Annotated in this window: 16 protein-coding genes; 2 read left to right on the top strand and 14 right to left on the bottom strand. The window is 73.9% G+C overall.

Features of this window, described 5'->3' with window-relative positions; all coding sequences use genetic code 11:
- Nucleotides 1-89 precede the first annotated feature (89 nt).
- The 13 genes from GFH29_RS08685 to GFH29_RS08625 all read right to left on the bottom strand — a co-directional run bounded on the left by GFH29_RS08685 (nucleotide 90) and on the right by GFH29_RS08625 (nucleotide 15,100).
- The gene (locus tag GFH29_RS08685; RefSeq protein ID WP_153322966.1) at nucleotides 90-560 is read right to left on the bottom strand and encodes a hypothetical protein; all 471 of its coding nucleotides are present in this window, start codon (nucleotides 558-560) and stop codon (nucleotides 90-92) included.
- Entirely contained in the window at nucleotides 560-1,408 is an 849-nt protein-coding gene (gene pyrF / locus GFH29_RS08680) for an orotidine-5'-phosphate decarboxylase (protein ID WP_153322965.1), read from the bottom strand. Before pyrF ends, GFH29_RS08685 begins: the two co-directional genes overlap by 1 nt.
- Complete coding sequence (locus GFH29_RS08675; protein ID WP_153322964.1) at nucleotides 1,405-2,370, bottom strand: nitronate monooxygenase; 966 nt, start codon at nucleotides 2,368-2,370, stop codon at nucleotides 1,405-1,407. The genes pyrF and GFH29_RS08675 overlap by 4 nt, the downstream gene beginning before the upstream one ends.
- On the bottom strand, nucleotides 2,367-3,185 hold the full coding sequence (locus GFH29_RS08670) for a dihydroorotate dehydrogenase electron transfer subunit (protein ID WP_153322963.1): 819 nt from the start codon (nucleotides 3,183-3,185) through the stop codon (nucleotides 2,367-2,369). The genes GFH29_RS08675 and GFH29_RS08670 overlap by 4 nt, the downstream gene beginning before the upstream one ends.
- Before the next feature lie 7 nt (nucleotides 3,186-3,192).
- Nucleotides 3,193-4,272, bottom strand: coding sequence for a quinone-dependent dihydroorotate dehydrogenase (locus tag GFH29_RS08665; RefSeq protein ID WP_228387845.1), 1,080 nt, complete (start codon nucleotides 4,270-4,272; stop codon nucleotides 3,193-3,195).
- Between the two features lie 7 nt (nucleotides 4,273-4,279).
- Entirely contained in the window at nucleotides 4,280-7,609 is a 3,330-nt protein-coding gene (carB, locus tag GFH29_RS08660) for a carbamoyl-phosphate synthase large subunit (protein WP_153322962.1), read from the bottom strand.
- A 5-nt stretch (nucleotides 7,610-7,614) separates the two neighbouring features.
- A complete protein-coding gene (gene carA / locus GFH29_RS08655) occupies nucleotides 7,615-8,736 on the bottom strand; it encodes a glutamine-hydrolyzing carbamoyl-phosphate synthase small subunit (protein ID WP_153322961.1) in 1,122 nt (373 codons plus the stop codon).
- Nucleotides 8,733-10,034: a dihydroorotase gene (locus tag GFH29_RS08650; protein ID WP_153322960.1), complete on the bottom strand. Its 1,302-nt coding sequence runs from the start codon at nucleotides 10,032-10,034 to the stop codon at nucleotides 8,733-8,735. The genes carA and GFH29_RS08650 overlap by 4 nt, the downstream gene beginning before the upstream one ends.
- The gene (locus GFH29_RS08645; protein ID WP_153322959.1) at nucleotides 10,031-10,966 is read right to left on the bottom strand and encodes an aspartate carbamoyltransferase catalytic subunit; all 936 of its coding nucleotides are present in this window, start codon (nucleotides 10,964-10,966) and stop codon (nucleotides 10,031-10,033) included. Before GFH29_RS08645 ends, GFH29_RS08650 begins: the two co-directional genes overlap by 4 nt.
- The gene (gene pyrR / locus GFH29_RS08640) at nucleotides 10,963-11,574 is read right to left on the bottom strand and encodes a bifunctional pyr operon transcriptional regulator/uracil phosphoribosyltransferase PyrR (protein WP_153322958.1); all 612 of its coding nucleotides are present in this window, start codon (nucleotides 11,572-11,574) and stop codon (nucleotides 10,963-10,965) included. The genes GFH29_RS08645 and pyrR overlap by 4 nt, the downstream gene beginning before the upstream one ends.
- A gap of 186 nt (nucleotides 11,575-11,760) precedes the next feature.
- Nucleotides 11,761-12,777: an NADPH:quinone reductase gene (locus GFH29_RS08635; protein ID WP_153322957.1), complete on the bottom strand. Its 1,017-nt coding sequence runs from the start codon at nucleotides 12,775-12,777 to the stop codon at nucleotides 11,761-11,763.
- Nucleotides 12,778-12,831: 54 nt separating this feature from the next.
- Entirely contained in the window at nucleotides 12,832-14,208 is a 1,377-nt protein-coding gene (locus tag GFH29_RS08630) for a dihydrolipoyl dehydrogenase family protein (RefSeq protein WP_153322956.1), read from the bottom strand.
- A gap of 31 nt (nucleotides 14,209-14,239) precedes the next feature.
- Nucleotides 14,240-15,100: a DUF1206 domain-containing protein gene (locus GFH29_RS08625; RefSeq protein WP_153322955.1), complete on the bottom strand. Its 861-nt coding sequence runs from the start codon at nucleotides 15,098-15,100 to the stop codon at nucleotides 14,240-14,242.
- A gap of 64 nt (nucleotides 15,101-15,164) precedes the next feature.
- On the opposite strand from GFH29_RS08625, the gene GFH29_RS08620 reads away from it, so the two are divergent.
- Both GFH29_RS08620 and GFH29_RS08615 read left to right on the top strand, forming a co-directional pair.
- On the top strand, nucleotides 15,165-16,889 hold the full coding sequence (locus GFH29_RS08620; protein WP_153322954.1) for an AMP-binding protein: 1,725 nt from the start codon (nucleotides 15,165-15,167) through the stop codon (nucleotides 16,887-16,889).
- A 106-nt stretch (nucleotides 16,890-16,995) separates the two neighbouring features.
- On the top strand, nucleotides 16,996-18,306 hold the full coding sequence (locus GFH29_RS08615; protein WP_153322953.1) for an HNH endonuclease signature motif containing protein: 1,311 nt from the start codon (nucleotides 16,996-16,998) through the stop codon (nucleotides 18,304-18,306).
- A 320-nt stretch (nucleotides 18,307-18,626) separates the two neighbouring features.
- Here the strand turns inward: GFH29_RS08615 and GFH29_RS08610 are convergent, their stop codons facing one another.
- Nucleotides 18,627-19,811: a hypothetical protein gene (locus tag GFH29_RS08610; RefSeq protein ID WP_153322952.1), complete on the bottom strand. Its 1,185-nt coding sequence runs from the start codon at nucleotides 19,809-19,811 to the stop codon at nucleotides 18,627-18,629.
- Nucleotides 19,812-19,919: the final 108 nt, after the last annotated feature.

Raw genomic sequence — 19,919 nt, 5'->3', positions numbered from 1 at the left:
GTGGTGCTGCTCAATGTAGTCAGAAGCGGGAGGCGGCGGCAATCGGCCGGGGCCGGTGGGCCCGCGGGTGCGCCGCCGGTCACACGCGGCTACGGCACCAGCGGTGTCTTGCACACGTCGCGCGCCTGCTGCTCCAGTCCCGCCATCGCCTCGGCGGTGCGCTCGGAGACCAGCTCGCCCGCGGCGCCGTCGATCGCGCTGCGCTGCGCACCGCTCAGGTCGCCCGGCGGCTCCTCGCGGTCGTACGACGCGGGGTCCACGCCCGCCTCGCGCAGCGCGGAGTCCAGCGCGCGCAGCCGCCCGAGCACCTGGTGCCACTCGTCGGCGAGGTCGCCGGGGGCCTCCTCGCCGAGGTCCTCGAGGACCGGCAGCGCCCGCAGCAGCGCGTCCGGGCCGCCCTCGTCGAGGTGCCCGGCGAGCTCGTCCTGGCGCGCGGAGACCTCCGCGCAGTAGGACTCGGTCTCGTCCTGCCCCCAGCCCGCGAGCGCGACCGAGAGCGTCAGCGCGCACGCACCGGCCAGCGCGGCGCCCCGCCGGCGGGCCCGGGCGCTCGCCCGCATCAGCGCAGGACCGCGAGCTCGTCGTTCGCGCGCAGCACCGCGTCGCGCATCGCGGCGGCGTCCGGGCCCAGCCGCAGGACGTCGCGCGAGGAGCTCGGCAGCACGTGGCGGGCGGCCGCGCCGAAGATGCGGCGCAGGTCCTCGCGGGTGCCGCCCTGGGCGCCGTACCCGGGGGCGAGCAGCGGGCCGGCGATGTCGAGGTCCTCGGCGCTCTCCCCGATCGTGGCGCCGACCACCGCGCCGAAGCTGCCGGCCGGGGCGCCCGCCGCGACCTCGGCGGCGTTGAGCGTGCGCAGCGAGTCGAGCACCGTGCCGGCGACCGTGCGCCCGTCGGCGGCCACCGCGTGCTGCACCTCGGCGCCCTCCGGGTTGGAGGTCAGCGCGAGCACGAAGACGCCGGCGCCGTGGCGCTGCGCGGTGTGCACCATCGGGTCCAGCGAGCCGAACCCGAGGAACGGGCTGGCGGTGATCGCGTCGACGGCCAGCGGTGAGGACGGGTCGAGGTAGGCGTCGGCGTAGGCCTGGGAGGTGGAGCCGATGTCGCCGCGCTTGACGTCGAGCAGCACCAGCGCGCCGGCGGCCCGCGACTCGGCGACCACCCGCTCCAGCACCGCGACGCCGCGGCTGCCGAAGCGCTCGTAGAACGCCGACTGGGGCTTGATGACCGAGGCGTGCGGCGCCACCGCCTCGACGGTGCTCAGCGCGAACCGCTCCAGGCCGGCGACGTCGTCGCCGAGCCCCCACGCCTGCAGCAGGGCGGCGTGCGGGTCGATCCCCACGCAGAGCGGACCGCGCTCGGCGACGGCCGCGTGCAGGCGGGTGCCGAACGGGACGGCGGTGCTGGTCATCGGTGCTCCTGGGTGGGGTCGGTGTTGATCTGGACCGGGCGGGCCGGTCGCGCGGGCGGCGCCGGGGCCGAGCCGGCGCCTTCGGCGCTGCTCTCCTCGCCGTCCTCGCCGTCCGGCCCGTCGGAGGCGAGCGCGGCGACCAGCCGGCCGGCGGTGGTCGGGTCGTGCAGCAGGGCCGTGCCGAGCTGGACAGCGGTCGCCCCGGCGCGCAGGAACTCCCGGGCGTCGGCGGCCGTGGCGATGCCGCCGGCGCCGATGACGGGCAGCGACGGCAGCGCCGCGCGCACCTCGGTGACGCAGCGCAGCGCGAGCGGGCGGATGGCCGGGCCGCTGAGCCCGGCGGCGCGGCCGTCCGGGAGCGCGGCGGGCTGCGGCCCGCCCACGACGACGGCGACGGCGCCGGACTCGGCCGCGGTGCGGGCCGCCTCCACCACGCGGAGCACGTCGGGCCGCAGCTTGGCCAGCACCGGGACGCCGGGCGGCAGCTCGCGCAGCACGGCGGTGAGCACGCTGGTGATGTGGAACGGCTCGCGCACGTCGAACAGCCCGTGCGCGGCGGCGTCGGGTGCGGAGAGGTTGACCTCGACCGCGGCGATTCCCGGCGCGCGGCTGAGGCGGCCCACCAGGTCGGCGTACTCCTGCACCGAGGCGGCGGCCACCGAGACCACGACGCGGGCGCCGGCCTGCACCAGCGGCGGCAGCTCGGTGGCCAAGAAGCCCTCGAGGCCGGGGTTGGGGCAGCCGGTGGAGTGCACCAGCCCGGACGGCGTCTCCACCACGCGCGGCACGGGCCCGCCGGGGCGCGGGTTGAGGGTGATCGTGCGGGTGGTGAACGCGCCGAGCGCGTCCAGGGGCGTGTACGCCGCGAGCTCGCGGCCGGTGCCGCCGCACCCGGCGGCGGTGAGGACCGGGTTGCGCAGTGCCAGCCCGGGGATCTGCGGGGCGCTGCGCGGGCCGCTCATCGGACCACCTCGGCCCAGCGCACCCGGTCCCCCCGGAAGACCGGGCCGTCCACGCAGGCGCGCACGGTGCGGGCCACGCCGTCCTCGCCGACGACCGGCACCGGGCAGCCGTGGCACAGCCCGGTCGCGCAGGCCAGCGGCCGCTCGACCGCGCACTGGCTCCAGGCGCCGTGGGTCTCGGCCGCGGCGGCCACGGCGTGCAGCATCGGCGCGGGCCCGGCGGCGTACACGACGGCGGCCTCGGCACGGCGCAGCACCTCCGCGACCGCACCCGCGATCTCGCCGCGCTGGCCGACCGAGCCGTCCCGGGTCACCACGGTGACGGCGCGCGCGGAGCGCCGGGCCTCCAGGGCGGAGAGCAGGTGCGCCTCGTCGGGGGCGCCCAGGAGCAGGGTCACCGCGCAGCCGCGCTCGCGCAGCCGCTCGGCGAGCGGGAACAGCGGGGCGGCGGAGTAGCCCTCCCCCACCAGCACGCACGCCACGGGCTCCTTGGGCAGCGCGAACGGGCGCCCGAGCGGCCCGGTGAGCTCCAGTCGGGCGCCGACCGGCTGCTCGGCGAGCCAGCGGGTGCCGGGCCCGCGGACCTCGAGCACCAGCTGGAGCGCGAGCCCGTAGCCGCCGACGGGGCGGACCCGGTGGATCCACAGCGGCCGGGGCGCGAGGGTCGCGGAGGTCCCGGGGGTGCCGACGCTCGCCGCGACGAAGGTGCCGGGGCGGAACTGCTCGGCGACGCCGCGGGCGACGACGCTGAGGTGGTGGTACGCGCCGACCTTGCGGCTGGCCAGCAGCTCGCCGGTCGCGTGCACGGGACTCACCTCGGCATCATGCCTGACGGCCCTCGAGGCCCGCGACGATCCGGCGCGCCCACAGCGGCCCCTCGTAGATGAACGCGGAGTAGGCCTGCAGCAGGTCGGCTCCGGCGTCGAGGCGCGCGCGGGCGTCCTCGACGGTGGTGATGCCGCCGACCGAGACCAGGGCCAGGTCGTCACCGACCTGCGCCCGCAGCAGCCGCAGGACCTCCAGGGACCGCTCGGTGAGGGGGCGACCGGAGAGCCCGCCGGCGCCGATCGCCGCGACCTTCTCGGGCGCGGAGCGCAGCCCCTCGCGCGAGATCGTCGTGTTGGTGGCGATGATGCCGTCCAGCCCGGTGGCGGTGGCCAGGTCGGCCACCTCGCGCACGTCCTCGTCGGCGAGGTCGGGGGCGATCTTGACCAGCAGCGGCACCCGGCGCGCGGGGACCGCGGCGTCGGCGGTCTCGCGCACCGCCGCCAGCAGCGGCGCGAGCCGCTCCACGGCCTGCAGGTTGCGCAGGCCCGGGGTGTTCGGCGAGCTGACGTTGACCACCAGGTAGTCGGCGTACGGCGCGAGCAGGCCCGCGCTCTTGCGGTAGTCCGCGAGCACCGCCGCCTCGTCGTCCTCGGGCACGACCTTGGTCTTGCCGATGTTGATGCCCAGCACCGGGCCGGGACCGCCGCCGCGCAGGGTCCGGCGACGGCGCCGCTCGGCGAGCCGCACCGCGACCGCCTCGGCGCCGTCGTTGTTGAAGCCCATCCGGTTGATGATCGCGCCGTCCTCGGGCAGCCGGAACAGCCGCGGGCGGGGGTTGCCCGGCTGGGCCTCCCCCGTGACCGTGCCGATCTCGACGTGGCCGTAGCCCAGCGCGCCGAGCGCGTCGATGCCCACGGCGTTCTTGTCGAACCCCGCCGCGAGCCCCAGCACGTGCGGGAACCGCAGCCCCATGACCTCCACCGGGCGCCCGGGCGCCCGGCCGGCGGCGCGGTCCAGCCGGGCGAGGCCGGCCAGGACCGGCCCGCCCGCCCGCAGCGCACGGAACGCGACGTGGTGGGCCTGCTCGGGGTCCGTGCGGACCAGGACGTGGTCGAAGAGGCTGCGGTAGATCACGCCCGGGTCACCTCGCCCGTCGCACGATCGATGCCCAGTCCTGCAGGCTGCGCACGCCGATGTCGCCGCGACGCGAGGCCTCGATGCCCTGCACCGCCGCGCCGAGCCCCTGCACCGTGGTGATGCACGGGATGTTGGCGCGGACCGCCGCGGTGCGGATCTCATAGCCGTCGTAGCGGGCGTGGCCGGTGCCGTCGGAGCCGTCGGGGGTGTTGATGATCAGCTGCACCTCGCCGCTGTCGATCAGCTGCACCGACGTGGGCTCGCCGTGCTCGCCCGCGCCCTCGAAGTGCTTGCGCACGATGCCGGCGGTGACGCCGTTGCGGCGCAGCACCTCCGCGGTGCCCTGGGTGGCCAGGATCTCGAAGCCGAGGTCGGCGAGCACCTTGATCGGGAAGATCATGTGCCGCTTGTCGCGGTTCGCCATCGAGACGAACACCTTGCCGGCCGTGGGCAGCGGGCCGTACGCCGCCGCCTGGCTCTTGGCGAACGCGGTGCCGAAGTCGGCGTCGAAGCCCATCACCTCGCCGGTCGACTTCATCTCCGGGCCGAGCACCGTGTCGACGTTCTGCCCGTCAGGGGTCTTGAACCGGTTGAAGGGCATCACCGCCTCCTTGACCGCGATCGGCTGGTCGGCGGGCAGGTCGCCGCCGTCGCCGTGCGCGGGCAGCACGCCGGCGGCGCGCAGGTCGGCGATCGACTCCCCGAGCATCACCCGCGCCGCGGCCTTGGCCAGCGGCGTCGCGGTGGCCTTGGAGACGAACGGCACCGTGCGGCTGGCGCGCGGGTTGGCCTCCAGGACGTAGAGGATGTCGGCGCTCAGCGCGAACTGGATGTTGATCAGGCCGCGCACCCCGACCCCGCGGGCGATGCCCTCGGTGGCCCGACGGATGTCGGCGATCTCGCGGGCGCCCAGGGTGATCGGCGGCAGCGCGCAGGAGGAGTCACCGGAGTGGATGCCGGCCTCCTCGATGTGCTCCATCACGCCGCCGAGGAAGAGCTCCTCGCCGTCGAAGAGCGCGTCCACGTCGATCTCGACCGCGTCGTCGAGGAACCGGTCCACCAGGACCGGCGCCTCCACGGAGATCAGGCCCGCCGCGACGTACTTGTCGAGGTAGGCGCGCAGCGCGTCCTCGCCGTACACGATCTCCATGCCGCGCCCGCCCAGGACGTACGACGGGCGCACCAGCACCGGGTAGCCGATCTCGGCGGCGATCTTCTGCGCCTCGGGGAAGGAGGTGGCCGTGCCGTGCTTGGGCGCGGTGAGCCCGGCCTGGGCGAGCACCCGGCCGAAGGAGCCGCGGTCCTCGGCGAGGTGGATCGCCTCGGGCGAGGTGCCGACGATCGGGACGTCGTTGGCCTTGAGCCCGGCGGCCAGGCCGAGCGGGGTCTGCCCGCCCAGCTGCACCAGGACGCCCGCGACCGGACCGGCCTGCTGCTCGGCGTGCACGATCTCCAGGACGTCCTCGAGGGTGAGCGGCTCGAAGTAGAGCCGGTCGGAGGTGTCGTAGTCGGTGGAGACCGTCTCGGGGTTGCAGTTGACCATCACGGTCTCGTAGCCGGCCTCGGCGAGCGCGAGGGAGGCGTGCACGCAGGAGTAGTCGAACTCGATGCCCTGCCCGATCCGGTTCGGGCCGGAGCCCAGGATGATCACCGCGGGCCGCTCGCGCGGCGCGACCTCGGTCTCCTCGTCGTAGGAGGAGTAGTGGTACGGCGTCTGCGCGGCGAACTCCGCCGCGCAGGTGTCGACGGTCTTGTAGACCGGGCGGATGCCCAGCGCGTGGCGCACCCCGCGCACCACGTCGGCGGACATGCCGCGGATCCGGCCGATCTGCTCATCGGAGAAGCCGTGCCGCTTGGCCTTGCGCAGCACCGCGGGGGTGAGCTCGGGGGCCTCGGTGACCTCGACCGCGATCTCGTTGATCAGCACGAGCTGGTCGACGAACCACGGGTCGATCGCGGTGGCCTCGAAGATCTCCTCCGCCGTCGCGCCGGCGCGCAGCGCGTCCATGACCCGCTTGAGCCGGCCGTCGGTCGGGGTCTTGATCTCCTCGAGCAGCGCGGCCTTGTCGAGGTCGACGTACTCCTTGCGCCAGTCGAAGACCGCGTCCTTGCTCTCCAGGGAGCGCAGCGCCTTCTGCAGCGCCTCGGTGAAGTTGCGGCCGAACGCCATCGCCTCGCCGACCGACTTCATGTGCGTGGTCAGCGTGCGGTCGGCACCGGGGAACTTCTCGAAGGCGAAGCGCGGGACCTTGACCACGACGTAGTCCAGCGCCGGCTCGAAGCTCGCCGGCGTGCTCTGGCCGCCGGGGCGGGTGGTGATGTCGTTGGGGATCTCATCGAGGGTGTAGCCGATGGCCACCTTCGCCGCGATCTTGGCGATCGGGAAGCCGGTCGCCTTGGAGGCCAGCGCGCTGGAGCGCGACACCCGCGGGTTCATCTCGATGACGATCAGGCGACCGTCGACCGGGTTCACGGCGTACTGGATGTTGCAGCCGCCGGTGTCGACGCCGACGGCGCGGATGATGCCGATCGCCAGGTCGCGCATCTTCTGGTACTCGCGGTCGGTGAGCGTCATCGCCGGCGCGACGGTGATCGAGTCGCCGGTGTGGGTGCCCATCGGGTCGAGGTTCTCGATCGAGCAGATGATCACGACGTTGTCGGCCTTGTCGCGCATCACCTCCAGCTCGTACTCCTTCCAGCCGAGGATCGACTCCTCGAGGAGCACCTCGGTGGTGGGGCTGGCGGCCAGGCCGGCGCCGGCGATGCGGCGCAGGTCGGTCTCGTCGTAGGCCATGCCCGAGCCGGTGCCGCCCATGGTGAACGAGGGCCGCACCACCATCGGGTAGCCGAGCTCGCCGGCCGCGGCCAGGCAGTCCTCCATGGTGTGGCAGATGACCGACTTGGCGGACTCGCCGCCCAGCTCCTCGACGATCTTCTTGAACACCTGGCGGTTCTCGCCGCGGTCGATCGCCTCGATGCTGGCGCCGATGAGCTCCACGCCGTACTTCTCCAGCACGCCGTTCGCGGCCAGGGCCATGGCGGCGTTGAGCGCCGTCTGGCCGCCGAGGGTCGCGAGCAGCGCGTCGGGGCGCTCCTTGGCGATGACCTTCTCGACGAACTCCGGGGTGATCGGCTCGACGTAGGTCGCGTCGGCGAACTCCGGGTCGGTCATGATCGTGGCCGGGTTGGAGTTCACGAGGATGACCCGCAGGCCCTCCTCCTTCAGCACCCGGCACGCCTGGGTGCCGGAGTAGTCGAACTCGGCGGCCTGGCCGATGATGATCGGCCCCGAGCCGATCACCATGATCGACGTGATGTCTTCGCGCTTCGGCACGGGGTTCAGGCCTTCCGGTCGGTCAGGAGCTGGACGAAACGATCGAAGAGGTACGCGGCGTCGTGGGGGCCGGCCGCGGCCTCGGGGTGGTACTGCACCGAGAAGCCGAGCAGGTCGCCCGCCGGGGAGCGCAGCTCGAGCCCCTCGACCACGTCGTCGTTGAGGCAGACGTGGCTGACGCTGGCGGCGCCGTACGGCGTCTCGGTCGCGCGGTCCAGGGGTGCGTCGACGGCGAAGCCGTGGTTGTGCGCGGTCACCTCGACCTTGCCGGTGGTGCGGTCCATCACCGGCTGGTTGATGCCGCGGTGGCCGTACTTGAGCTTGTAGGTGCCGAAGCCGAGCGCGCGGCCGAAGAGCTGGTTGCCGAAGCAGATGCCGAAGTACGGCAGCCCGCGCTCGAGGGCGCCCTGGAGCACCTCGACCTGCTGGGTCGTGGCCGCCGGGTCGCCGGGTCCGTTGGAGTAGAAGAGCCCGTCGGGTGAGACCGCGAGGACGTCCTCGAGCGAGGCGGTCGCGGGCAGCACGTGCACCTCGATGCCGCGCTCGGCCATCCGGGTGGGCGTCATGGTCTTGATGCCGAGGTCGAGGGCGACCACGGTGAACCGCTTCTCCCCCTGGGCCGGGACGACGTACGCCTCGGCGGTGGTGACCTCGTCGGCGAGCTCGAGCCCGCTCATCTCCGCGGAGCCGCGGACCCGCGAGAGCAGCGCCTCGGGGTCGGTCTCGGTGGTGGAGATGCCGACGCGCATCGCGCCGCGCTCACGCAGGTGGCGGGTCAGCGCGCGGGTGTCGACGCCGGAGATGCCGACGACGCCCTGCTCGCGCAGCTCGTCGTCGAGGGTGCGCTGGGCGCGCCAGTTCGACGAGACGCGGGCGGGGTCGCGCACGACGTACCCGGCGACCCAGATCCGCTGGCTCTCGGGGTCCTCGTCGTTGACGCCGGTGTTGCCGACGTGCGGGGCGGTCATCACGACGACCTGGCGGTGGTAGGAGGGGTCGGTGAGGGTCTCCTGGTAGCCGGTCATGCCGGTGTTGAAGACCGCCTCGCCGAAGGTCTCGCCCTCGGCGCCGAACGCCTCGCCGCGGAAGGTGCGCCCGTCCTCCAGGACGAGCAGTGCCTCGCTCATGCCAGCTTTCCTTCCAGCACGGTGGGGACACCGCGCAGCAGAGTGGTGTGCACGGCCGCGGAGAGGGTGCGGCCGTGCCAGGGGTTGTTGCGGGACAGCGACGCCGAGGCGTCGCGGTCCACGGTGATCGAGGCGGCCGGGTCGACCAGCGTCAGGTTGGCGGGCTCGCCGACCTCGATCGGGCGGCCGTGGCCGCCGAGCCCGGCGATCCGGGCGGGGTTGTGCGACATGACGCGGGCCACGCCGGCCCAGTCCAGGCGACCGGACTCGACCATCACGGTCGCGACCACGCCGAGCGCGGTCTCGAGGCCGAGCATCCCGAACGCCGCGTCGCCGAAGGCGTGCTGCTTGTCGTGGCGGGCGTGCGGGGCGTGGTCGGTGGCGACCGCGTCGATGGTGCCGTCGGCGAGCGCGTCGCGCAGCGCCTCGACGTCCTCGGCGGGGCGCAGCGGCGGGTTGACCTTGTACGTCGGGTCGTAGCCGAGCAGCTCCTCGGTGGTGAGCAGCAGGTGGTGCGGGGTGACCTCGGCGGTCACGGCGATCCCCTGGCTGCGCGCCCAGCGCAGCACCTCCACGGTGCCGGCGGTCGAGGCGTGGGCGACGTGCACCCGGCTGCCGGTGTGGCGCGCGAGCATCACGTCGCGCGCGACGATGACCTCCTCGGCGACCCCGGGCCAGCCGGTCAGGCCGAGGCGGCCCGAGACCTCGCCCTCGTGGCAGCAGGCCCCGGGGCCGGCCAGCGAGGAGTCCTGGGAGTGCTGGCTGATCACCCCGCCGAAGGCCTTGACGTACTCCAGCGCGCGACGCATCACCCGGGCGTCCTGGACGCAGCGGCCGTCGTCGGAGAAGACGCGGACCCCGGCGCGCGAGCGGGCCATCAGGCCGAGCTCGGCGAGCTCCTCGCCCTCCAGGCCCTTGGTGACCGCGCCGACCGGCTGCACGTCGACGACGCCGACCTGGCGGCCGAGCTCGTGGACGCGCTCGGCGGCCTCCGCGGTGTCGGTGACCGGGTTGGTGTTCGCCATCGCGAGCACCGCGGTGTAGCCGCCGAGCGCGGCGGCGTGGGAGCCGGTGCGGACGGTCTCGGCGTCCTCGCGGCCCGGCTCGCGCAGGTGGGTGTGCAGGTCCACCAGGCCGGGCAGCAGCACCAGGCCGTCGGCGTCGATGACGCGGACGCCCGTGGTCTCGAGCGCGCCGGGGGTGGTGGACACCGCGGCGACGACGCCGTCCGCGACGAGCACGTCGGCGACACCGCCCCCGAGCAGCGATCCACCCTGGATCAGGATCGGGTCGGTCATGCGGTTGCTCCTTCGCCGGCGAGCAGGTGGTAGAGGACGGACATGCGCACCGCGACGCCGGAGGAGACCTGCTCCAAGATCAGCGACTGCGCGGCGTCGGCCGCGTCGGCGGCGATCTCCAGGCCGCGGTTCATCGGGCCGGGGTGGCAGATCGGCACGTCCCCGCCCAGCACCGCGAGCCGGTCACGGGTGAGGCCGTAGCCCACGGTGTACTCCCGCGCGGTGGGGAAGAACCCGCCGCTCATCCGCTCGCGCTGCACGCGCAGCATCATCACGGCGTCGGCCTTGGGCAGGACCTCGTCGAGGTCGTAGGAGGTGTCGAAGCCGGCCGAAGCCGACCACTGCTCGACACCGCTCGGCATCAGCGTGGGCGGCGCGACCACGGTGACCCGGGCCCCGAGGCGGCCCAGCAGGCCCACGTTGCTGCGGAACACCCGGCTGTGGGTCAGGTCGCCGACGAGCACGACGTGCTTGTCCTCGAGCGTGCCGAGACGGCGTACGAGCGTGTAGGCGTCGAGCAGCGCCTGGGTGGGGTGCTCGTGGGTACCGTCGCCGGCGTTGACCACCGTGCAGTCCACCCACTCGGCCACCTGGTGGCAGGCACCGGAGGCGGAGTGGCGGATCACCAGGGCGTCGACGCCCATCGAGGCGATGGTGAGCACGGTGTCGCGCAGACTCTCGCCCTTGGACGCCGAGGAGCCCTTGCCGGTGAGGTTGATGGTGTCCGCGGACAGCCACTTGCCGGCGAGCTCGAAGCTCGACCGGGTGCGGGTGGAGTCCTCGAAGAACAGGTTGATCACGGTGCGCCCGCGCAGGGCGGGCAGCTTCTTGACCTCGCGGCGCTGCACGTCGTGCATCTCCGCGGCGGTCGTGAACAGGGTGTTGACGTCGTCGACGCTCAGGTCGTCGACGCTCAGCAGGTGCTTCTTCACGCGCCCTCCCCCTTCGGCGCGGTGGCCTCCGCGGGTCGGTCCGCGATGCGCACCTCGTCGTGGCCGTCGGTCTCGGTCAGGCGCACCATCACCCGCTCGGTGCGGGCGCTGGGGAGGTTCTTGCCGACGTGGTCGGCGCGCACGGGGAGCTCGCGGTGGCCGCGGTCGACGAGCACGGCGAGGCGTACGGCGTCGGGGCGGCCGAGATCGGCGAGCGCGTCGAGCGCGGCACGCACGGTGCGCCCGGAGTAGAGCACGTCGTCGACCAGCACGACCGTGCTGCCGTCGATGCCGCCGGGCGGCACCTCGGTGTGCTGCGGGCCGCGGGCCGGGTGGCGGCGCAGGTCATCGCGGTAGAGGGTGATGTCGAGGCTGCCGACCGGCACCTCCACGCCCTCGGTCTCCGCGATGCGCTCGGCGATTCGGCGGGCGAGGCCGACGCCGCGGGTGGGGATCCCGAGCAGCACCAGGCCCTCGGCGCCCTTGTTGCGCTCGAGGATCTCGTGGCTGATCCGGGTCAGCGCCCGGGAGATGTCACGGGCGTCGAGGACCACGCGGCCGGTGGATCCGTCGGATGAATCAGGGACAGGCGCAGGCTGGGCACACATCAGTGTGCTGACCTCCTTCTCCGCCTCACGGGACGGCTCGTTAAAGGATGTCGAACGGCGCTCACCTTACCGGTCTCCGCAGCCGCCCGGTGACCGTGCCGCCTGTCGGTCCGCCTTTCGGACGTCGTGCTCGTCACGTCCGGCGCCCGGCCGCTGCGGCGCCGGCACCGGGACGGCCCGGTCGGTTCAGTCCACCGCGATGTCGAGGAGCGCCTTGCCGACGAGGCCGCCCTGCACGGCGTCGTGGGCGGCGGCGGTGTCCGCCAGCGCGAAGTGGTGCACCGGCAGACCGGCCTCGGCGCCGACCCGCAGCGCGCCGACCTCCACCGCGCCGTACACGTCCTCCGCGGCGGCGGCGAGCAGGCCCCGGTCGAGGGTGTAGAGGATGGCGAACTGGAAGCGCAGGTTCTTCGAGAACGCCGCACGCAGCGGCACGGTCATGTCCTCGCCGCCGTTGTTGGCGTAGATCGCGAGGGTGCCGTGCACCTTCAGCACCTCGATGTCGAGGTCGATGTTGACCGCCGGCGCGACCTCCACGACCTGGTCGACGCCGCCGGGTGCGATCGCGAGGATCCGGGCGGCCGTGTCGCCGGCGGTGTAGTCGATCGCGTGGTCGGCGCCGGCGGCGAGCGCCAGCGCGGCCTTCTCCTCGCTGCTGACCGTGGTGATCACGGTCGCGCCCGACCAGCTGGCCAGCTGGATGGCGGCGTTGCCGACCGCGCCCGCTCCCCCGGCGATGAGGACCGTGCGCCCGGCGAGGGCGCCCGGACCCAGGCGGCGCGGACCGTTCCAGGCGCAGGTCAGCGCCCGGTGCGCCGTGACCGCGGGCACGCCGAGGCTGGCGCCGAGGTCGTAGGAGGCGTCGCCGGGCAGGTGCACGACGTGCTCGACCGGCTGGACGGTGTGCTCCGCCGCGGTGCCGTAGGCGCAGCCGTGCTGGGCCAGGATCGTCCAGACCCGGTCGCCGACGCCGAAGCCCTCGACGTCGGGTCCGACCGCGTCGACGACGCCGGCGCCGTCCTGGCCCGGCGTCACCTCGTCGTGGCCGTTGAGGGTGGTGGTGCGGAACTTCCAGTCGGTGGGGTTGACCCCGGCGCGCACCAGGCGGATCCGGACCTCCCCCGGGCCGGGCTCGGGGAGCTCGCGCTCCACGAGGGTGAGGACTGACGAGGGACCCGGCTTCCGGTAGACCACAGCACGCATGTGCCTGACGCTACCGATCCGCCCCAGCCGGAGCGGCGCGGTCCACGTCCGCGCTCACAGCGAGCCCAGGTCCTCGAGCGCCGACTCGATCGTGCGGTGGAAGGTCGGATAGGCGAAGTGCATGCCGCGCAGGGTGGCGACCGGCACCTCGGCGTGGATCGCGGTGGCCAGCAGCCCGATGACCTCGCCGCCCGCCGGGGAGACCACGGTGGCGCCCACCAGGATCCCGCGGTCGGCGTCGGCGACGACCTTGACGATCCCGTCGTTGCCGGCCTGGTGGATCCATCCGCGGCTGGACTCGGGGATGTCGGCGCGCCCCACCCGCACCGGGATGCCGGCGTCGCGCGCCTGCTGCTCGGTCATCCCGACCGCGGCGACCTCGGGGTCGGTGAACGTCACCCACGACAGCGCCCGGTAGTCCGCGCGGCGTCCGTCGCGTCCCAGCACGTCGTCGACGACGACCTCGCCCTGATACATCGAGACGTGGGTGAACTGGCCCTTGCCGGTGATGTCGCCGACCGCCCAGAGCCGCTCCCCGGCGCGCTGTCGGTCGTCGGTGGCGACCGCGCGGACGTCGGGGTCCAGGCCGACGCTCTCCAGCCCGAGCCCGTGCAGCTGCAGCCGGCGACCGGCGGCAACCAGCAGCCGGTCGGCCTCGAGGGTGCCGGCGTCGGTCTCGATGCGGAACGCGTCGTCGGCATGGCTGACCCGGGTGACCTCGACCCCGGTGCGCACCGTGATGCCCTCGCGCTCGAAGACCTCGGTGATCACCGCGCTGGCCTCCGGCTCGGCCGGGCCTAGGATCCGCGGGCCCATCTCGAGGATCGTGACCTCGACGCCGAAGCGCGCGAGCGCCTGGGCCAGCTCGGCGCCGATCGGCCCGCCTCCGAGGACCGCGAGGCGACGCGGCAGCTCGGTGAGGTGCATGACCTCGCGGTTGGTCCAGTACGGCGTGTCCGCGAGCCCCTCGACCGGGGGCACGGCGGGCTCGGTGCCGGTGTTGAGCACGACGCCGCGCGCCGCGACGTACGTGCGGGTGTCTCCGTCGTGCTCCACGACGACGCGACCGGGGCCCTCGAGGCGGCCCTGGCCGCGCAGCACGCGCACCCCGGCGGCCTCGAGGCGCTCGACGTGGGCGGAGTCGTCCCAGTGGTTGGTGGCCTGGCGGTCCAGCCGGTCGGCCACCAGGCTCCAGTCGGGCGTGACCTCGACCGCGCCGGCCAGCGTCGTGGCGCGCCGGGCCTCGGCGAGGGCGTCGGCGGCGCGGATCATCATCTTCGACGGGATGCACCCGTGAAAGGGACACTCGCCCCCGACCAGGTCCCGCTCGACGCCGACGACCGTGAGGCCGGCCTCCGCGAGCTTCTGCGCGGTGTACTCCCCACCGGGACCGAGCCCGATGACGACGACGTCGACGTGTTCCTCGCTCATCGGCCCAGGGTGCCAGAGGTGAGGGCTCAGGTCACCGGGACAGGTGCCGGGCGCGGGCGAAGGCGAACAGGCCGTAGCAGCCGATCCCGACGCCGATCACGCCGAGCAGGAACGGCCCGAACGGCTGCTCCAGCACCTCCTGCAGCGCCTGGTCGAGCCCGCCGGTGCGCGAGGCGTCGTGGGTCGCGGCTGCGTAGACGGTCAGCGCGCCGACCAGACCGACCGCCAGGCCCTTGGCGGCGTACCCGATCTTGCCGAACCAGAGGTACGCCGTGCCGGTCTCGCCGCTCTGGCCCTCGGCGTCGAGCTCCTCGCGGTAGCCGTCGGTCCAGGCACGCCACAGGTGGTGCACGCCGTAGCCGATGATGCCGAGGCCGATCGCGCCGATCAGGAACTGGCCGCCGGGCCACGACATCACCTCGGCGGTGAGGGAGGTGGTGCTGCTGCCGGAGCCTTTGCCGCCGCCCTGGCCGCCGCCCTGGCCGCCGCCGGAGCCGCCGTCACTGGTGGCGACGCGCACGGCGGTGATCGCCAGCGCGGCGTAGATGACGGCCTTGGCGACCGAGGACGCCTGCTTCTTCCAGCGGTCGTCGTCGCCGTCGTCGTGCCCGGCGAAAGCCTCGAGCAGGCGCCAGACGACCAGGAGAGCCAGGCCGATCGCGACGAGCCAGACCAGGACGCTGCCGAAGGGCTGCTGGGCCAGCTCCTGCAGCGCGCCGGTGCTGGACGTCTTGCCCTCGCGGTCGCCGAACGCCAGCTGGAGGGCCATCCAGCCGATCATCAGGTGCACGACGCCGTAGGCCACCAGCCCCGCACGCACCGCGTGGTCGAGCCAGTCGCTGCTGTGAGCCTGCTCGCCGAGCCGCTCCGCCTTGTCAGTGATCCGCGTCATGATCGGGCATTACCCGATCCGTTGGTGATGCACCGGGTCCGTGGGGAGAGGCACACTATCCCTGATGGACATCCACGATTCGCGACCCTGGCTGACCCACTACCCCGCAGGGGTGCCGGCAGTGCTGGACATCCCCGACGACCCGGTGACCGCCGCCCTCGAGCGCGCCGCGCAGCGCTGGCCGGACCGGATCGCCGTCGACTTCCTCGGGGCGACCACGACGTACGCCGAGCTGGATGCCGCCATCCGCCGGGCGATGACGGTGCTGGCCGGCTTCGGGGTCGGCCCCGGGGAGCGGGTCGCGCTGGTGCTGCCCAACTGCACCGCCCACGTCATCGCCTTCCATGCCGCGCTGCGCCTGGGTGCGGTGGTCGTGGAGCTCAACCCGACCTACACCGCGGCCGAGCTGCAGGGGCTGCTCGCCGACAGCGGCGCCGGCGTCGCGCTGGTCTTCCGCCACGCACTGGTCAATGTCGCCACCGCGCGCGCCGACACCCCGTTGCGCACGGTGGTGAGCGTCGACGTCGCGCGCGACCTGCCCGCGCTGTCGCGGTTCCTGCTGCGCCTGCCGGTGCGCGCCGCGCGCGCGAAGGCGCGGGCCCTCGGCGGCCCGGTGCCCGCCGGCGTCCCGGACTGGCACGACCTGATGACGCGCGCCGCCGAGCACACCGGCACCGACCGCCCCCGCGGCGACTCCCTCGCCCTGCTGCAGTACACCGGCGGCACCACCGGCACCCCCAAGGCCGCGCGGCTGACCCATCGCAACCTGGTCGCCAACATCGTGCACGGCCAGACCTGGGCGCGGTTCGGTGAGGGCACCGAGACCGTGTACGGCGTGCTGCCGTTCTTCCACGCCTTCGGCCTGACCTTCTGCCTCACCCTGCCCGGCTACCTCGGCGCGACGCTCGTGGCGTTCCCGAACTTCGACCCCGAGGCCGTCATCGAGGCGCAGACCCGCAGGCCCGGCACCTTCATCGCCGGCGTCGCGCCGATGTTCGACCGGATCGTCGACGCGCTCGAGTCCGCGAAGCGCCCGCCCGCCGACGGCCTGCGCTCGTTCCGGCTCGGCTTCGCCGGCGCGATGCCGATTCCCCAGCGCACCGTGGACCGCTGGGAGGCGGCCACCGGCGGCCTGCTGATCGAGGGCTACGGCATGACCGAGTGCGCCCCGATCGCGCTGGGCAACCCGGTCTCGCACGCGCGGCGCCCCGGCACCCTCGGCGTACCGTTCCCCAACACCGAGATGCGCGTGGTCGACCAGGACGACCCGCTGCGCGAGGCCGAGGTCGAGGAGGACGGCAGCCGCCGCGGGGAGCTGCTCGTGCGCGGCCCGCAGGTCTTCGACGGCTACTGGAACCGCCCCGAGGAGACCGCCGGCCAGCTGATGGACGACGGCTGGCTGCGCACCGGCGACGTCGTCCGGGTCGACGCGGACGGCTGGGTGAGCCTGGTGGACCGGGTCAAGGAGATGATCATCGTCGGCGGCTTCAAGGTCTACCCCTCCCAGGTCGAGGAGCACCTGCGCGGGATGCGCGGCGTCCTGGACGTCGCCACCGTCGGCCTGCCCCACGGCGACGGCGAGGAGGAGCGGGTGGCGGTCGCCCTGGTGCTCGAGCCCGGCGCCACCGCCCCCACGATCGAGGAGCTGCGCGCCTACGCCGAGGAGCGTCTCCCCCGCTATGCGCTCCCCCACTCCGTGCACGTCCTCGAGGAGCTCCCGCGCTCCCAGATCGGCAAGGTCATGCGCCGCCTGGTCCGCGACAAGCTCCTCGGCGAGCGCCAGTCGTGACCTCGCGGCGCTGAACCGCGGGGCGCCCAGCGCAGCGTCGGAAGTCTTTACCTTCCAGTCTCGTCCAACCCCTATTACTCGAACGCGCGTTCGAGTAAGATGAGGCATGGCCGACCCCGAGCTCCCCGACTGCGACACCCCAGCCGCCGTGCTGGCCTTCGCACAGCGCCGCCGGGCCGCTGCCCAGCGGGCGGAGATCGACGTCCTGGAGGCCGCTCTGGTGTGGGCGTCGATGCACCCCGAAGAGTCGGTCGCCGAGGCGGCGCCGACGAGCGGGCTGGTGTTCGGGGAGCTCGCCGCCCCGCTCGCCGGTGAGGGTGCGCCGCTGGTGGCGGAGTTCGCGCCGATGGAGTTCGGTGCCGCGATCGGCATGTCCACCGACTCCGCCCGGGCGCTGGTCAGCGACGCGCTCGAGCTGGCGCACCGGCTCAAGCGCACCTGGAAGCTGGTCCGGGCCGGCACGGTGCCGCTCTGGAAGGCCCGCCGACTCGCGCAGCTGACGACCACGCTGCCGCTGGACGGGGCCGAGTTCGTGGACCGCCAGCTCGCCGCCTTCGTCGGGAAGATCAGCTGGGCCGGGATCGAGCGGCTCGTGGACCAGGCCCGGGTCGCCTTCGACCCCGAGGGCGCGGAGAAGCAGCGCCGGGAGGCCGCTGACGGGCGTCGCTTCGACGTCCACACCGACAAGACCATCCACGACGGCATCGCCCACGTCGAGGGTGTCCTCGACCTCGCCGACGCACTCGACCTCGACACCGCGATCCGCCAGGGCGCCGAGGAACTCGCGACCCTCGGCTCGACGGAGTCCCTCAACGTACGCCGCTCCATGGCCGCCGGCGAGCTCGCCCGACGCCAGCTCGCCTTCGACCTCCGCGCTGAGGCCGGCGGGGACTCCGCGTCAGTGGTGAAGCCGCGCCAGGTGGTCATCCACGTGCACCTCTCCGATGCCGCGATCAGCCGTGACGAGGCCGGGATCGCGCACGTCGAGGAGACGCGCTCGATCGTCTTCACCGAGCAGGTCCGTGACTGGTGCAGCGGTGACGCGCAGGTCGTCATCAAGCCGGTCATCGACCTCGAGGCCCACCACCACACCGACGCCTACGCCGTCCCCGACCGGCTCGTCGAGCAGACCCGTCTCACCCAGCCGGTGTGCGCGTTCCCGTGGTGCGAACGTCCCGCGAGGCGCTGCGACACCGACCACGTCACCGCCCACCGCACCGGACCAAGCGGCGGCCCGACCTGCAGCTGCAACCTCGCCCCGCTCTGCCGGCGACATCACCGGGCCAAGACCCATACGGCCTGGACCTACGACAAGACCGACGCCGCGACGTACCTCTGGCGGTCGCCCCACGGTCTTCACCTGATGAAGGACCACGGCACGACCCGCCTCGTCACCACGCATCCACCGGACGAGTAGATCCACCGCCCCGGACCCCGCCCGCGCATCCAGCCGGCGGGGCACCGGCATGTGTGGCGTCGGTGCGGAGCACCGACATCTCGGCCGGCTCCACGGTGCGGCCCGACCGGTGAGGGCGGTCGCTGACGCCAGCCGGGTCCGACTGCTCGTCTCGCTGCGAGGAGCTCCCCTGGTCCCTCAGGTCGCGGCCTTCGCCACCTGCACGCGGCTGTGCTGGCGGGTGCCTTCCTCGGGCAGGCGCTGCCGCTGCTGTCCGGCCCCGTACGTCGGCACGTGCCGACCAGCCCCTGATCCCAGCCCGGCCCGCCGGACGCCCCGCGCTAGCTCACCGGCTGCTGCATCGCCGTCAATGCTGCCGCGATGAGGAACGCGAGCGTTCCTCCGAGCCACGGCGAGGTTCGGCCTGTCGGGCGAGCCCGAGCAGCGGGCCCACCGCCCGCGAGGTAGGCCAGGGCGAAGGGGACGGGCGCGGCCACGATGAGCCAGAACCACGCCCATCGACTGGCCCACCGCGGGCGCTCGGCGACGATCAGCACGCGCACGGTCATCACCAACAACGCCAGCGAGAGGTACAGGGGCCACCCGAAGACGTGCCAGCCCCAGGGGACGTAGGTCACGAAGCTCGGGGCCGTGGTCCGCAGGTCGGGTCGGATCTGCAGGTCGGTGCCGCCCTGCCCCAGCTGCGCATCCAGATCACCGATCACGACGTCGGGAGCGTCGGCAGCGTGGCGCGGTGCGCGTCGTTCCGCCGCCGGGCCGCGGTACTGCGTCACGGTGGCGAAGTAGCGCAGGCCGCCCTCGCGCCACGCCAGGTGGACCACGGAGGTACCCCGTTGCCCGGCGAGGAGCGCGCCGCGTTCCCCGACCTGGGTCACCTCGCCACTGTCGATCGCGTCCTGGAGGTCCTCGAGGCTCGCGCGCCGCTCCCCGGTCACCACGACCGCCGCCGCGGCGACCAGCCAGCCGACGATCAGCAGCGCGACCAGGACGCGCGGGACCCGGCCGTGCCGCCCGCGGAGCGCGCCGCCGCGGCCGGGCCCGGTCGACCCGGTCGGGAGAGGCTCGGGTCGAGGTCGTCGCAGGGTGCTGAGGAAGGCCGCGACGACCACCACACCCAGCGACGCCGCGAGCAGGTCACCGGGCAGGTCGCCGTAGTGGCTCAGGCGCGCCTGTCCCGGGTCGCCGGGCTCGTAGTACACCTGGGCCGGCCCCAGCCAGTGCAGAGCGCACCAGCGGGTGTCCTTCTCGGCGTGCAGCACGTAGTCGCGACCGTCGACCGCATAGGACACCGTGGGATAGCAACCGCCACCGCCCCAGCCACCGCCCTCGACCGTCCCCTCGACCGAGGTGTCGGACGCCGCGAGGGCGACCGCCCCTGCCGTGAGCGCCAGCCCGACGGCCGCCAGGCACAGGCATGCGACCAGCAGGTCCAGCAACCGGCGGGAGCGAGCAGACGACGGCGCCGCGTCAGCGTCAGCCGCGGCAGGAACCTCGACGTCGCTCACGGCCGACATGCTGGCAGTCGCCGCGGTGTCCGCCGGCACCCGCTCCGCGATGGTCTGGACCCCTGACGCGACGACGCCCCCGGCTCCGAGGAGCCGAGGGCGTCGTGA

The organism is Nocardioides sp. dk884, assembly GCF_009557055.1.
Taxonomy (GTDB): domain Bacteria; phylum Actinomycetota; class Actinomycetes; order Propionibacteriales; family Nocardioidaceae; genus Nocardioides.
Note: the sequence above shows the minus strand (reverse complement) of the source record. Positions and strands in the feature narration are given on the sequence as shown.